Annotated in this window: 16 protein-coding genes; 4 read left to right on the forward strand and 12 right to left on the reverse strand. The window is 43.6% G+C overall.

Annotation, left to right across the window (positions count from 1 at the left end; translation table 11 throughout):
* Positions 1-28: 28 nt before the first annotated feature.
* Positions 29-421, forward strand: coding sequence for a 5-(carboxyamino)imidazole ribonucleotide mutase (gene purE / locus KSK55_RS10035; RefSeq protein WP_214419770.1), 393 nt, complete (start codon positions 29-31; stop codon positions 419-421).
* A 31-nt stretch (positions 422-452) separates the two neighbouring features.
* Here purE and KSK55_RS10040 read toward each other — a convergent pair whose 3' ends face one another.
* From KSK55_RS10040 to KSK55_RS10050, 3 genes are read right to left on the reverse strand one after another with little or no spacing between them, the layout of a single operon-like run.
* Positions 453-1,655 carry an aminotransferase class I/II-fold pyridoxal phosphate-dependent enzyme gene (locus tag KSK55_RS10040; protein WP_256663978.1) on the reverse strand — a complete coding sequence of 401 codons (1,203 nt, stop codon included), beginning with the start codon at positions 1,653-1,655 and terminating at the stop codon, positions 453-455.
* The gene (locus tag KSK55_RS10045; protein ID WP_214419768.1) at positions 1,621-2,112 is read right to left on the reverse strand and encodes an Lrp/AsnC family transcriptional regulator; all 492 of its coding nucleotides are present in this window, start codon (positions 2,110-2,112) and stop codon (positions 1,621-1,623) included. The genes KSK55_RS10040 and KSK55_RS10045 overlap by 35 nt, the downstream gene beginning before the upstream one ends.
* A gap of 21 nt (positions 2,113-2,133) precedes the next feature.
* Positions 2,134-3,408: an ORC1-type DNA replication protein gene (locus tag KSK55_RS10050; RefSeq protein WP_218606804.1), complete on the reverse strand. Its 1,275-nt coding sequence runs from the start codon at positions 3,406-3,408 to the stop codon at positions 2,134-2,136.
* A gap of 388 nt (positions 3,409-3,796) precedes the next feature.
* Between KSK55_RS10050 and KSK55_RS10055 the strand changes: the two genes are divergently transcribed.
* Positions 3,797-4,285: a MogA/MoaB family molybdenum cofactor biosynthesis protein gene (locus KSK55_RS10055; RefSeq protein ID WP_214419766.1), complete on the forward strand. Its 489-nt coding sequence runs from the start codon at positions 3,797-3,799 to the stop codon at positions 4,283-4,285.
* A gap of 65 nt (positions 4,286-4,350) precedes the next feature.
* Here KSK55_RS10055 and cgi121 read toward each other — a convergent pair whose 3' ends face one another.
* The 8 genes from cgi121 to KSK55_RS10095 form a co-directional block, all read right to left on the reverse strand.
* On the reverse strand, positions 4,351-4,887 hold the full coding sequence (gene cgi121, locus KSK55_RS10060; protein ID WP_218606805.1) for a KEOPS complex subunit Cgi121: 537 nt from the start codon (positions 4,885-4,887) through the stop codon (positions 4,351-4,353).
* Positions 4,881-7,283: an ATP-dependent DNA helicase gene (locus KSK55_RS10065; RefSeq protein ID WP_218606806.1), complete on the reverse strand. Its 2,403-nt coding sequence runs from the start codon at positions 7,281-7,283 to the stop codon at positions 4,881-4,883. Before KSK55_RS10065 ends, cgi121 begins: the two co-directional genes overlap by 7 nt.
* 47 nt (positions 7,284-7,330) lie before the next feature.
* A complete protein-coding gene (locus KSK55_RS10070; protein ID WP_214419763.1) occupies positions 7,331-7,870 on the reverse strand; it encodes a KH domain-containing protein in 540 nt (179 codons plus the stop codon).
* A gap of 21 nt (positions 7,871-7,891) precedes the next feature.
* Entirely contained in the window at positions 7,892-8,662 is a 771-nt protein-coding gene (locus KSK55_RS10075; protein ID WP_218606807.1) for a serine protein kinase RIO, read from the reverse strand.
* A 17-nt stretch (positions 8,663-8,679) separates the two neighbouring features.
* Positions 8,680-9,621, reverse strand: a complete 942-nt coding sequence (locus KSK55_RS10080; RefSeq protein ID WP_218606808.1) for a tyrosine--tRNA ligase — start codon at positions 9,619-9,621, stop codon at positions 8,680-8,682.
* A gap of 42 nt (positions 9,622-9,663) precedes the next feature.
* Positions 9,664-10,683, reverse strand: coding sequence for a type II glyceraldehyde-3-phosphate dehydrogenase (locus KSK55_RS10085; protein ID WP_214419760.1), 1,020 nt, complete (start codon positions 10,681-10,683; stop codon positions 9,664-9,666).
* 79 nt (positions 10,684-10,762) lie between these two features.
* Entirely contained in the window at positions 10,763-11,221 is a 459-nt protein-coding gene (locus tag KSK55_RS10090; RefSeq protein WP_218606809.1) for a GIY-YIG nuclease family protein, read from the reverse strand.
* Positions 11,214-11,819, reverse strand: coding sequence for an MBL fold metallo-hydrolase (locus tag KSK55_RS10095; protein WP_214419758.1), 606 nt, complete (start codon positions 11,817-11,819; stop codon positions 11,214-11,216). The genes KSK55_RS10090 and KSK55_RS10095 overlap by 8 nt, the downstream gene beginning before the upstream one ends.
* 37 nt (positions 11,820-11,856) lie before the next feature.
* On the opposite strand from KSK55_RS10095, the gene thiC reads away from it, so the two are divergent.
* Together thiC and KSK55_RS10105 are read left to right on the forward strand one after the other, a co-directional pair.
* Positions 11,857-13,137 carry a phosphomethylpyrimidine synthase ThiC gene (gene thiC / locus KSK55_RS10100; RefSeq protein ID WP_218606810.1) on the forward strand — a complete coding sequence of 427 codons (1,281 nt, stop codon included), beginning with the start codon at positions 11,857-11,859 and terminating at the stop codon, positions 13,135-13,137.
* 230 nt (positions 13,138-13,367) lie between these two features.
* Positions 13,368-13,622, forward strand: a complete 255-nt coding sequence (locus KSK55_RS10105; protein WP_256663979.1) for an RNA recognition motif domain-containing protein — start codon at positions 13,368-13,370, stop codon at positions 13,620-13,622.
* Between the two features lie 9 nt (positions 13,623-13,631).
* On the opposite strand, the gene KSK55_RS10110 is transcribed toward KSK55_RS10105, so the two are convergent.
* Positions 13,632-15,041, reverse strand: a complete 1,410-nt coding sequence (locus tag KSK55_RS10110; protein ID WP_218606811.1) for a NosD domain-containing protein — start codon at positions 15,039-15,041, stop codon at positions 13,632-13,634.
* Between the last annotated feature and the right edge of the window lie 33 nt (positions 15,042-15,074).

Raw genomic sequence — 15,074 nt, forward strand, 5'->3', positions numbered from 1 at the left:
CCAGACTGATTATATTCGTGTAGGGACCATGCCTCACGTAAGCATCATCTGTGGCTCATCATCTGATGAAGAGATAGCAAAAAAAGCCTGGGAAGTTTTAAAATCATATCAGATCGGGTATGATTATCAGGTCATTTCAGCCCACCGTGACCCGGACAGACTGGATGAGTATATCTCAAAATCTAGTGCAGAGGTCTTCATCTGTATCGCCGGACTTGCTGCTGCTCTTCCAGGTGTTGTAGCATCCAAAACAAAAAAGCCGGTAATTGGTGTTCCGGTTTCAGGAAAACTCATGGGAGGTCTGGATGCCCTGCTCTCGATCGTCCAGATGCCCAAAGGGGTTCCTGTTGCCTGTGTCGGTGTTGATAACGGAGAAAATGCCGCACATCTTGCGGCACGGATACTTGGAATCAGTGTATAGAAAAAAGAGCCTTTTTATAATTATTCAGAATTCAGGGTAAAGACCTGATAAACTCATCCATTCTTCTTATTGCCTCAGTTAGTTCCTGTCTTGAAACCGCATACGAGCACCGGACATGCCCTATACCGCCGGCACCAAAGACACTGCCAGGAACAACCGCTACACCAGCCTCAGTTATCAAACGTTCCGCAAACTCATAATCGGTAAGACCAGTTCCCTTCACTGAAGGAAAAGCATAAAACGCTCCTTCTGGGGTGTGACAGGAGAGGCCTATACGGTTGAGACCATCAACAAAGAGGTTTCTTCTCAGATGATATTCCCTTACCATCTCACGCATTGCCTCCTCTCCGTTTTTGAGTGCCTCAAGAGCTGCATACTGACTCATCGTAGGAGCTGAAAGCATCACATACTGATGAATTTTGAGTGCTGCAGCAGTGATATCATGTGGAGCGCAGATATATCCCAGTCTCCATCCGGTCATTGCAAAGGCTTTCGAAAAACCAGAAAGAGTGATTGTCCGGTCCCACAGACCTTCTATTGAAGCGGTTGCCGTATGGTGTCCTTCATAAGTGAGTTCTGCGTAGACCTCATCTGAAAGGATTAATAGATCATGATCAATAGCGACATCCGCAATTGTCTCAAGATCCTCTCGCCGCATTACACCTCCAGTCGGGTTATTTGGAAAATTCAGAACTAGGACCTTTGACTGGGGAGTGATATGCTCCATCAGGACATCCGCAGAAAGCCGGAACCTATTCTTCTCCGTGCAGGGAACAGGAACCGGAGTGCCACCAGCCATAGTGACACAGGGGGCATAACTGACATAGGATGGATCAATAACCAGCACCTCATCACCAGGGTTGGTTACAGCCCGAATGACGATATCAAGCCCTTCAGAAACCCCGGTGGTGACAATCATCTCAGACTTTGGATTATACTCAACCTGGTACCGGTCTCTAATGAACCTGGATAGTTCATTCCTTAGGGATTCCATTCCCGTATTTGAGGTATAGGCAGTATGTCCCTGTTCTATCGAAGTAATTGCAGCATCACAAATATGCCAGGGTGTTGAATAATCCGGCTCTCCAACACCAAGAGAGATGACATCCTCCATTTGGCCAGCCAGATCAAAAAAACGACGTATGCCGGAGGGTGGTATTAATTTCGCCCGGTCAGAGACGAAATCACGTTTTCTTTGATCAGAACGAGAATGGCAGGCGTTGTCCGTCTTCACGCTCAACATAGAGCACCCCGTTTTCTTTGTATGTTTTCATGATAATATGTGTAGCAGTCTCTCGAATTCGCTCCATTGGAGCGATCTGTTCAGAAACAAACCTGGCAATCTCTTGCATACTCTTCCCTTTCACAAGAAGCTGCAGGTCATGTGTTCCGGTACGAAGCCTCAGATTCCGGACATTTGAAAACCGTGATATCCGTGCTGCGATCCGGTCATACCCATAGTCCCGCTCAGGCGCCACTTTAAGCTCAATAATTGCATAGACAGCACCCTTGTCTACCTGTTCCCAGTTGATGACTGCAGAATATCGACGAATAATACCATCTTTTTCAAGTTGCTGCCTGCGTTTTTCTACATCTTCATCGCTACATCCCAACATCACTGCCAGTTCATGAAGCGGTGTAGAACAATTTTCTTCTAAAAGAGAGAGTAATGACCGGTCTATATCATCCATGAATTTCAGTCCTATACTGATTTATCTCATTATCTGGATTACTATCTGTTCATCTACCTGTGCCAGACGTCCATCTGACTCTTCCATAATTACTTCCCATATTTTTTCTGTACTGGTATCAAACCACATCTCTTTTGTTCTGCCATGTCTTCCACGATTGACAAGGCGGGTATTTATTACTCCCAGCATATTTAACTCAGATATAAGATCAGATATTCTTCTGGCCGTCAGAACATCAATCTCAAGAAACGGAGTTAGTTCTTTATAAATACGGGTTACATCTCCAGAAATAAAAATTCGTTGACCTGCCCGATGAAGTAAAAGCATACAATATAATACGATTTTACTTTGTGTCGGAAGAGTTTTTATGCACTCGACCATACTATCTGTTTCAATTTTTGCCTGGGCCTTTTTTACATGTTCAATGGTTACTTTTGATCCATTTTCACGATCAGCCAGTTCGCCAGAGATGCGGAGTAAATCCAATGCCCTTCGCGCATCCCCATGCTCTTGAGCTGCCAGAGCTGCACAAAGCGGAATCACTTCATCATCAAGAGCATCTTCTGCAAATCCGATTGCTGCTCGTTGCTGTAAAATATCGCAAAGTTGAGGTGCATTGTATGGAGGAAAAACTAGTTCTTCTTCTGATAAGGAAGATAAAACTCGTGGATCTAGGAATGTCTTAAAACCAAGATCATTTGAGATGCCTATTATCGATACTTTTGAACGACTGAGATCAGTATTAATCCTGGTCAGATTGTAAAGAGTGTCATCTCCACTTTTTTTCACTAACTTGTCTATTTCATCAAGAATAATTATGAAAACGCCTGTACTAGTGTCAATCTGATTTTTGAGTTCGCTATATACCTGATCAGTTGGCCATCCAGTCATCGGGATATGAATTCTGGTTTTATCACTTGATGGATCCTCTTCACCAAGAATCATCTTTGAGATTTGTGCTAAAACCCGGTACTGAGTATCAATAACTTCACAGTTGAGATGAATGACCCTACAGATAGTGCCTCTTCTGGCACTAACCGATTCTAATTCTGTTCCAACGTATCGAACTGAGGCTGTCTTACCTGTTCCGGTTTTTCCATATATAAGAATATTAGAGGGGGTTTCCGTCTGAAGGGCTGGAGCCAAAATTGCTGCTATCTGATCTATTTGTGGTTTTCTGTGAGGGAGAATGTGAGGCCGATATGAGTGTCTTAGTACTTCGCGATCCCGGAATATTCGATTTTCTGAAAGGAATTTATCAAATAAACCAGGACTATCGTTTGTATCATGTGTCATGAACCAGGTAATCCTAGTATTGTTCGATGGGTATTCCAATAATACTAGTGGCGTGATACAAGAGTGATGATCAACAATGCCCCACCCCTTTGTTTCCACTGGAACTCACATTTTTGACTCATGAATAACTTTTAAAAAAAAAAATCATATCGACTCTCTGTTGTACAGGTCAGCTTGAGTACATAAATAGTTTTTGTTATTATTATAAAATATTATGAAATTGTAAAAAAATATTAAAAAAACATACTATAAGTAAAATTTAGAATAACAGCAAAGAAATTACAACAACCTTGTTCTATTTCTTCCAGTGGAAACAAAGGGGTGGGGTATCAGTGAACACAATAACTTTAATCGAACATTATATTTCCTGTACTATCAACATTCTTTCATGGATTCCTCTCATATCCAAAAAATATCAGTACAAGTAGCTATACTTGTTATATCAACAACCAGATCTGAAAAGGAAGATACTGCAGGGAAAAGTATTCAATCATTATTTCAAGAATCTTCAATTCCTGTTGTTCGATTAGATGTAATACCTGATGATATTAAATTAATTCAAGCGGGCTTGAAAAAAGCACTTACTGAAGCAAATTGTATTATTCTGACCGGAGGAACAGGGATTACCCATGATGATTGTACAATTGAAGCAGTTGACCCACTTCTTCAAAAGAAATTAGATGGATTTGGAGAGTTATTCAGATTAAAAAGCTTTTCAGAAGTTGGGACAAGAACTGTCCTCAGTAGAGCAGTAGGAGGTATTATTGATGGTAAAGCCGTATTTTGTATTCCAGGTTCAAAAAATGCAGCTGAGTTAGCTACCCGTGAAATAATAATTCCAGAAATATTTCATATACTCACTCATGCCAACCGATAATTTTCCACTCATTTTCAAATGCTTTTTACCCATTGCATATTGGGGAGAATCTCTCCTTTATTGTATTACCTATTCACAGCAAGCAGAGCCGTACGTTCACAAATAAGATCAACCAGCTGCTCTTCACCGGTGACGATAATTTCTTCTGGGGTGATTCCAAAGAATTGAATAAGACGCTTTTTTTTCTCTTCAGAGATAATATTCCAGTCTTTATCATCGACTTCCTGTATCCAGTCAGGAAGGGTTGTAATTATTTTTTTTTCTGCTGGTGTTATACACAGATAATAAAAATTTTCACCAATTTGTGGTCCGAATGGGGCGATCTGACCAGTCTGTCGTGTACCGGCAACATAGAGCAGGACCTCCATCTCAAGACTTCGTGCTATGTTTTTTTCTTCTTTCCAAGAACGAAGAGCGTGTATCATAGCTGTCTTTACATGGCTGTAACCTGCTATCATATCCCGATTAAGGCATATGATGGTGACATCATACTGATCACCAAGATTCCTTATATGGTTGAGAAATTCTTGCCGATCATTGAGAGTTATTCTGACCGGAATGATGCAGAAATCCTCTGAACGTCTATTTTTTTGATTTAACATCCAAAATCCTCCCAGGATGACTGACCTCTGATTTTTATTTCTTTATCATTGATTTTTGGTGCCAGATTTTTTTCTTTTTTTAGAGAATTTTCCACCAGATATCCAAGGATTTTTTGAGTTCGTGCAGACCCCAGCACCTGCGAGAGGAGCGTTTCATCCGCATTTAACAGATCAGCAATGGTATGAATACCAGAGTCTTGTAACTTGGTGGCCATTTTATTGCCAATACCAGGAATGTCTGTCAGGTATTGAGTTTTTTCCCTGGATTCACCATCATTATTATATTTCTTTTTCCCTGAATTCTTCACTCCGGAAATATCTTCAATTACCTGTCTTGCTATGCCCTCTCCAATAATTCGTGCTATAGTTGGGATCCCTGCATTAACCAGAGATTGGGGATCCTGATATCCGGCATTATACAGGCTTCGTGCACGTACCCGTCCGATATTTCGAAGAGCGACCAGGGGAAGAAGTTCAGGTTTTACTCCATGCTGAACCCTGATTGCAAGAGTTGAAATAACTGAACTTAATTCTGAAATCTGCGTAGAAACAAGTCGTTCTGTAGCATGAAGGAGCCATTTTCCAGAATCAACGATATTATACAGGTCACCTGCACCAATCCCATATCGTTCTTCTATCTGCTTTTCTGACACTTCATCAGCCCAGTCAGTCAGAACTAACGCGGTTTTAAGACCGGAGAGCCAGAGTTCTTCTTCTTCCTGTTCAAAGGGAAGCGGGAGAATAAGGTCATCCTTATTTTTAAACAGAAATGTTCGCAAGAGCTGGGTATCGGCTGATTTCAGATAAAGCCGCTGCATATCAGGTGAAACACAGATGACATGAAGCAGACCGATCAATGTCGGCGCCTCACACGATTTGAGATTATCCAGTATCAACCGTGCAGTACAGGGATTCAAATATAGTCTGGAGACCAGATTGCCAAGTTGTGTTGCAGAAAGTCTGCCCTGACTCTCCTGTACCATTTCTGCTGCAATCAGGAACAGGACTGCATCAGAAACCAGTCTGGGGAGAGAACGGGTTTTTGGATGTTGATAAAAATAAAATGTCCGTTCCATAAATGATGCCAGGGCACCCTGATCATGTGCAAATCCTGTTGCTATCAGGGAGAGTATGTGTGCACACAGCGATGAATCATCAACACACTGTGAGTCAATCCGTTCTGCTTCAGCATCAATGAACGTCTCAAAAAGTCGTTCGACTGTTGGGGCATCTTTCGCTAAAAGAACTGCTTCACCATAAGGATCCAGATGCGGTCTTCCTGCTCTTCCTGCCATCTGGTGATATTCTCCAACTGGTATCGGAACCATTCCAAGACCTGAAGAGAACCGGGAATAATCCCTGATAATGACCCGCCTGGCCGGGAGATTCAGACCTGCAGCAAGTGTCGGGGTTGCAGAGATCACCTCGATATATCCATTCCGAAATCCTTCTTCAATGATGGTTCTTTCTTGTCTGAGAAGTCCGGCATGATGAAATGCCGCTCCCCGCTCAACACAATCAGCCAGGATATTACTCTCATCCCGATCGCGTAGTTTACGTAATTGATCTGCGAGACTTCGGGAGTCTGGGCTACCGGTTTTCAATGCTCCTGCAGCTTTTTTTGCAAAACCTTCAGCATTTCTCCGTGATGATACAAAAACCAGACACTGCCCTCCCTCTTCAATCGTATCAAGGCATAAATTCAGATCGTCATGCTTGGTTTTTGCCTGGATAGGGCGTTCTGAATTCTGAAAACGGATCTTTCCATTGTAATACACACCCTGCCTGAGGTCAACAGGGCGCCAGGTACTGGTAATCAAAGCGGCGTTTAACCACTCCGCCAGCTGAGCCGGATTTCCAATTGTTGCAGACAGGCCAATAATCTGCATTCCAGGATTTGTGTAGCGAAGTTTGGTAATAACCATCTCAAGGGTAGCCCCCCGGTTTTCAGATCCGATGAGATGAACTTCATCAAGTATGATGCAGGTGATATGTGACAACCATGGTGTTTTATTCCTGAGCAGAGAGTCTGTTTTTTCACTGGTTGCAACGATGATATCGTTTTCACCAAGATATGCATCTGTCCGATCAAAATCACCGGTTGCAATACCGACCCTGATCACTCCCTTCCTGGAAAATTCTTCATATTTTTCAGATGCCAAAGCTCTGAGAGGCACAATATACAGACATTTCCCACCATCTGCAATCCGTGCCCACATGGCCATCTCTGCAAGAAGAGTCTTTCCACTGGCCGTTGGAATAGAAATGAGTTGGTTTTTTCCTTCAAGCAGTCCCTGGTTCACACATTCTGCTTGCGGGGGATACAGGGATGTAATCCCCTTGGCAATACAAGCACGAATAAATGATTCGGGAAGGGGAAGTGACTGCAGGTCCACCTGGATCACCAGTCTCTGGAGAGGATAGAACGGAGCATGGAGATTCTTTAATAATAGTAACTGATCATATCCTGTTTTAACTCTCGCCGTTTCTTTTCAAGGAATGAAAAAACCGATTCGTGAGAGACACCTTTTATGAGCATTTCAACAGCTTCCCGTGCAATTTTAACCTGTTCCACAGTTCCAATAATTCCAACAGTTTTTCCATACACTGAAATCTCTGTTGCAGTCATATCCTGTATCTGGGATCTGGATTTACCATCTCTTCCAATGATCCTGCCCCGGATACGTTCAATTTTTGAGTCACTTCCGGCAAATTCTGATAGTTCGATGATCTCGAGGTATAAATCCGGATCTTCAAGTAAAATTGCTGCTCTTTCAGGAGAAAATCCCCGTGCAATAGCTTTTACTGCTTCAACAGCCTGAATAAATCCATCAGCATCCTCACCTTCTATACTGACAAGTCCTTCTTCGCTGTCAACCTGAATCCTGGTTTTTGTTTTTTCCTCAATCTCTCGCTTTGTCTGTCCTTTCTTTCCAATTAGAACCCCGATTCGCTCCTGGGTTATTCGTGTTTCCTGTTGCATAAAAATCTCTCCATTCTCATATTATCGCGGTGAGGAGCCGCATAGTTCTTCAAGTATTTCAGATACCTCATGAGTACTGCACCGTTCATGAAAGAACCGGTTCAGCTGTTCAAGATCCCGTTTTAAAAATCCAGGAGCATGAGGATGATCCAGGGTGACCGCTTGTCCCATATCAATGAGATATGAGTGGCCTCTTCCATAGAGAATATTATATTCAGATAGATCCCCATGAACCAGCTTGGCTTTTTTCCATAACGTCCGGATATAATCCAGGATCTCATCATAGGTCTGCTGCGGATCTTCAAACTCAGCAAGCCTGAGTTGGGGAAATGCTCCCTTTTCATCTCCCAGATACTCCATGACCAGGACGTTACGGTCAAAAATGAGGGGATGAGGAACAGGGATTCCAGCATCTTCTGCCCGTTTCAGATTTGAAAATTCTTTTCTGGTCCAAGCAAAGATTACATCTCTTCTGCTCTTTCCGATGTTAATAAATCTCCTGTCTGCAGCAATATAGTCCTGCATTTTTTTAAAATTTGCAGTTCTAGTCAAGTAGATCTTTACTGCAACCAAATTCTCATTCCGATCAGCAAGGTACACATTCGCTTCCTTGCCAGTAGAAATCGGGCCACCCATGGCAGTGATCCACCCTTTCGAGAGGAGTTTGTACAACCCAAGGAGGGTATATTCATCAAATACGTCATCCCTGACCTTGAGCTGATCCAAACCCTTGATTTTTGTCTTGAGCTCATCGACCCGTTTATCAAATTCATCGGTATGTCGATCTCTCAAGTATTCATCTCCTGCTTTTATTTGAGATATTCTCGAACCGGTGCAAGAACTGATATCAAACCTTCAGCCACTGCAGTTTTCAAATCAGCCGGATGAACCTCGCCATTTGCATATGCCTGCTGCATCTCTTCATATGATTCAAATGTTCTGTTCCCACCGAATTTTTCCGGCCGTTCAATGGTTACGGTTTCAAGTCTAGGGAAGATATGATGCTGAAGAACCTGGAGAACAGGATTATCCTCGATCTCAGGCGGACAAAATGCCTTCTTCATCTTTTTCCTGATATCTTCCTCTGATTCTGCGACAGATATATAATTACCCTGTGATGAGGACATCTTTTTCCCATCAAGCCCATGCAGAATCGGAACATGTATGCAGACCGGAGAAGGATAATTCTTTGTCGGCAGATACTCTCTGGCAAGCATGTGAATCTTGCGCTGATCTATACCTCCAAGAGCAGCATCCACATCCAGCATGGCAATATCGGCCATCTGCATGATTGGATATACCATCTGTGATACCGTCGGGTTATCCATCTGTCTCCCAACCTCGTCCATACTCCGTTTGGCACGGTTTAATGTAATTGCCTGAGACAATTCATGAACCAGAAGTTGATATTCTGCTGAAAGCTGAAAACTGGAACCCAGGACATAGGTAATATCTGTCAGCCCAAGTCCTTCAAAACAGCGGCGATTATATTCTGCCAGTTTTTTTACATCTTCCATTGTTCCTTTCCGGTTAAGAAAGGCATGAAGATCAGCAAGAAGAACAGTGACTTCAAAACCTGCATCTCTCAGGTCTATCAGTTTATTGATCGTTACCAGATGTCCAAGATGGATCTCTCCACTTGGTTCATATCCAGCGTACACCTTTTTGACCGGACGGTCAAGGAGGGAACGCAGTTCCTCATCAATAACAACCTCGACCGTGTTCCGAATTACACGGGCGTATGTATCCATTCTGAACAGGTTTGTTTTAGACGGTGATAATAGGATGAGTGATTAGAGGGCAGTAAACTGCATTGCCTCATTTGTCATCCTGATTGATGTCTCCGGGTCCTTAACTTCACCCATCATCGCGCGGATTGCATCCACATTTTCAATAACCACGTCAGCTTCCTGGTGGATTGCCTGGAAGAAGAAGAGTTCTTTTCCAACCATGTTCACTGATGCTTCAAAGATACCATTTTCCCATAAATCAGATCGTGGCCGGCCCATATCCATGACATATTCTTTGAGCTCGGCTGTGCTCTTGATTGCAGTCTTTGGCTCGACAAGCCCAATCCGGTTGTGTTCTCTCATGATGGCCAGAACTTCATCACGACTCACTTCTTTTTTGAGTTCAATGGTAATCGCATGCATGTGCATCTGGGTTGTTGGAACGATCATTGCCATGGTGACAATGTCGATATGCGGGAGAACGGTGTTGACATCAGGACCGTGGTGACTTGGAATAGTTGGTGGGTCAAGAACTACTGCATCTATTGGTCCTTTTTTCACAACATGCGGATCAGCTCCTCGTCTGACCATAACTGCCCTGACTTTTGTAACACCAAATGCATCATCCATAGCTTTTATGACACGACATAGTCCGGTCGTATTGCATGAGACAACCCGGACAAATTGTCTGCCAATGGCATCTTTGTAGTTGGCATGAGCGTTAAAAGAAAATCCAGCAACTTCATGATCCTCGCCACCCTGCCAGATTGCTTTTACACCGGCCTTCTCATACAAAGCTTTGTTTGACTCACCAACTCCACCCGGAGTTCCGTCAACCACAATATCTGCTTTTTTCAGCATATCCTCTACAGAACCTGCAACCGGAATACCTGCTTTCACAAAAGCGTCTTTCTTACTCATATCTGCGATATAGATGGGATATCCTCTCTGAACTGCAATCAGGGCCTCTGCAGATGGTTTAGTCTTTGAAACCCCGATGATCTCCATATCTTTCTGTACAGAAACAGCATCTGCGACACGCTTTCCTATGGTTCCATATCCATTGACTGCAACTTTGATCATCTTGTAGACCTCTGAATAACGGTGGATGAGTTTGGTATCTGCTTTATAAATACATATAATATCCCTTTGCTTCTTCACATCACGATTCAGGGTCTGGGGACCATATTTCTACCCGGTTAATACATTCATTTTTTTCTGAAATCGAATGAAGGATAGACAGAATATCCTGATGTGGATCATTATAGAAATAAAAGAGATGACCAGAACAAACGCAGTCTGATGAGCCAAAACCCGGAATAACAGTCCCGGTTATGCATTGAGCGATGGTACATTCTATTTTTTGATCGGTGTGAATACAATACACCCTGCTCACCTGAAAAAAGGGAGAAAGTAAGAGGGAGTCGATGTGCCATCGGGGTCTCTTACTTTTTTCAATATTCAGCCTGATATGCCTCGTTACCCGCGAAAATCCACCAGTTCCGAATGCAGATCCAACATATGCATGCCATCCGGGTCCATATGCTCTCTCTCCAAGAGCTCCGGTCTTAATCAGACAGGCATCATTCTTTAAAAGGAGAACATATACTCCTTTATCCATATCCTGATTGTATAAGGGTTGCAGCACCCTTAATGAATCGATCCCCGTGTTCACGTACAGGAATGCCATGACCTGGATAGAGTCCATTCACTTTGAGTTCAGTCAGTTTTTGTATAGACTCAGAAAGTCTGGTCCTGCTTCCTCCAGGAAAATCATATCTCCCAAATGCACCATCAGAAAAGACCGTATCACCTGAGATGAGTTCTGCTGAATCCTGGTCATACAGGCAGATACTACCAGGAGTATGGCCGGGAGTATGAATTATCTCATATCCTTCTATCACTTCTCCTCCCTCAAGTATCATATCTGGAATAATGCCTGGTGAATGTGCACCAAAATGCATCGAGAGACTTAAATTATCATTCATGAGCCCTTCTGCATCTGCCTGGTGGATATAGATTTTTGCTCCGGTCATCTTCTGAAGTGCAGGCAGGTAGGCAATGTGATCAAAATGACAATGGGTAAGGATGATATGAGTGATTGTGTTCCTATGCGCCTCAATTGCCATTGGAGTTACTCCGGCATCAACGAGGATAGTTCCCCGTGCGACATAGGCGTTTGCATACATCCCTCTTCCCGGGATGAATTTTACTACCATGTGACTATCATATTCCCCTGCATACAACAAGTAGGATATGGTAAATTACCGGGATTACCTTCCTGATACATCTCTTGTCAAAGCAATTGCAGAGGCCGAATCACTCGATAAAGATCGCATATTTCGGCTGATCCAGTCAGGGAGAGTGGTAATTCCACATAATCCAAGAAGACCCCATCCTCCCTGTGCAATTGGTGAAGGATGCAGGGTCAAAGTAAATGTCAATGTCGGCACATCACAGGATCTGTGCGATCCAACTCTCGAAAAGGAAAAAGCACAGGCGGCTATACTCAATGGTGCTCACACCCTGATGGATCTCTCCACCGGTGGTGATATACCGGCAATTCGCCGCATGATTTTATCAAACAAAGTTCCTGTTGGTACAGTCCCCATATACGAAGCCGTCCGGCGGGCAGGATCAGTCAGGGATGTGGATGCCGATCTCATTTTTCAGGTTATCAGAGAGCATTGCAGGGATGGTGTAGATTTCCTCACCCTACATTGTGGCGTAAATCGGGATGTGTTCCGTTCTCTTCAGGAGGATCCACGGCGCATGGGAGTGGTATCACGGGGTGGAGCATTTCATATAGCCATGATGGCCGCCCGTGAAGAAGAAAATCCACTCTGGTCTGAATTTGATTACCTGTGTGAAATTCTTGCAGAATATTCTGTCGTTATTAGTCTGGGTGATGGCATGCGGCCGGGTTGTCATGAAGATGCTTCCAGGGAAGCAAAGACAGTTGAGTACCTGAATCTTGGCCGACTTGCACGAAAATCTCAAAGCCTTGGGGTGCCCCGGATGATAGAAGGTCCGGGACATATGCCTCTTGAACAGATTGGGTATAATGTCCGGATGATAAAAGAACTGACAAATCATGCCCCACTTTATCTTCTCGGTCCGCTGGTCACTGACATAGCATCTGGATATGATCATGTTGTTGGGGCTATCGGTGGGGCTATTGCATGTAAACATGGGGCCAATTTCCTTTGCATGGTATCACCCAGTGAGCATCTTGCACTTCCCCGTGTACATGATATTGTTGAAGGCACACGGGCATCAGTCCTGGCTGCACATATTGGAGATTTGTTATCCGGCCGAACAGATGCAAAAGATCGTGAACTCATGATGGGAAAGGCACGACAGGAGTTAGACTGGGAAAAACAGTTCAATACTTCATTGTTTCCGGAAGTAGCCCGTAATATCCATGACCGTGATCCGAAAGGAGAGACCTGCTCTATGTGTGGAGATCTCTGTGCAGTGAAAATGGTCCGGGATCTATTTAAGACTCCTGACATTTCACGAAATGAGAAATGCTGATAAATGACAGACACATATGATAGATTGCAGACGCAGGAAAGACCTGAATAGTAATGTACATACCTCCCGCTGGTGGCAGGTTCTCATACATGGCTATTTCCGTCGCCTTTGGCACTCAGAAAAAAAATCTTCTGAAGAGCTATCTGCGTTATGCATCGACATTGTGAATTCGTATGGAAGGCAAGCGTTTGTACGTTGGTAATCTGACGTACTCTGTAAAAGAAGACCAATTGAAAGATTTATTCTCTCAGTATGGTGAAGTTGTCAGCGTAAAAATTATTGAGCAGAAAGGGTTTGGATTTGTAGAGATGGCCACCAGCGAAGAAGCCCAGGCAGCAATGGATGCACTGAATCAAACCGTATTTGAAGGAAGAACAATGCGGATTGATGAGGCAAGACCCATGCAGCCAAGACGGGAGTATGACCGCGGATCAGGCGGCGGTTATAACCGTGGTGGGGGATACGGCCAAGGCCGCAGATACTAAATTTTCCTTTTATTTCACAGTTATAACTTTTTTATACGGTCTCCCAAAGGTAACCGAGACACCCTGTCCTCCCCGTGCCGCCTGATATGAAAGTTCGTAGGTTCCCGGAGTTGATGGAGACATTAGTTCAAAATTGAATGTGTACGATTGCTTGGATTTGACAATTGAAGGGACAACCAACCATTCAGGTCCACTTGTTGCAGCCTGATCCGTTGCTTTAATTCCTACTGCATGCATGTCCAGCCAGTCATCAGAGCCGTCATTGAAAATAGTGATTGTAACCGGATAGGAAGTTTTGGTCTGCATTTCAGAGGGTATGGTATCTCCGATAATAATGGCATGAATTCCAGTTATAATTGACAATGGTGTTGAGACCGGGACAGGCGTGTGAGTTACAGGTACTTGTTCTACAGGTTCGGCATCAGTCTCAGGTGGTGAATACCCGGTCCCTGAAGGAACGAGTGTATATTGATCGATAAGTCCTGCTTCAGTGTAAGGGATATCTCCGATACCATTGTGATCAACATCAGTAATTTTATGCGAAACGTATACTGGTATTCCCCCCATCGCCCAGAGGTTACCCCCGGTAAGGTCTCCCTTAATAATGTTCGTCTGATTTAAAAGGGGATGGAAAAGTGTTGTTCCTTCACTTTCATTATTTTTAATATTTACCAGATTATCCAGGATGTTGTTCCAGATATGAACTCCGGTCGTTTGATCAAGAAGGATTCCTGGAGCATGGTTACCCTCAATTCTGCATCCGGTAATATCCCCACCGGATGTTTTCTGAAGATGCAGTCCGATACCGGAATTATCCGAAATAATTACATTCCTGATGTCTGGAATTCCCCCAATAATCTGCAGACCGATTTCATTATTTCTGATTTCTGATTGCCAGATCGATAATGCTGCCAGATCTTTTGACACCATTCCTATCCTTGAACCGGTAATTGTAACTCCACTGGTTTTAATGTCACGTCCAAATTCCTGTGCATTTTTCATCTTCTCATCAGATGTTCTGTCACTCCCCCAGGGAAATTCTGATGAGTCAGTTCCCTCAAGATAAATCCCTGATACTTCATCTAAAATGGTAATATTCTGAATCCTTACACCAGTCACAGGTTCTCCTTTTGCATCAAGGAGGGAGACCCAAATCCCAACAGAAGGTCCCCCTGTTGATGCGGGTTTTATCTGAAATCCCTGTCCGTCAAGGATGACAGATGATGAAGTAATGATAACACCGACCGGGTATGTGTGAGTGATATTGTGCTCAAGCGTATACCTGCCCGGTTCTGAGATGAGAACATAATCACCGGTGTATGGACCATCATTCGGGGGAAACTGAATTGGTATTCCAAAGCAAGGTTGAATAATGAACAGTAAAGCAAAGCACAGGGTAAAAAATGTTTTCCGGATCATCAATACTCCCCCTGATCAGGTTGTTGTCAAAGC

It is taken from the genome of Methanospirillum hungatei (genome assembly GCF_019263745.1).
Classification (GTDB): Archaea; Halobacteriota; Methanomicrobia; order Methanomicrobiales; family Methanospirillaceae; genus Methanospirillum; species Methanospirillum purgamenti.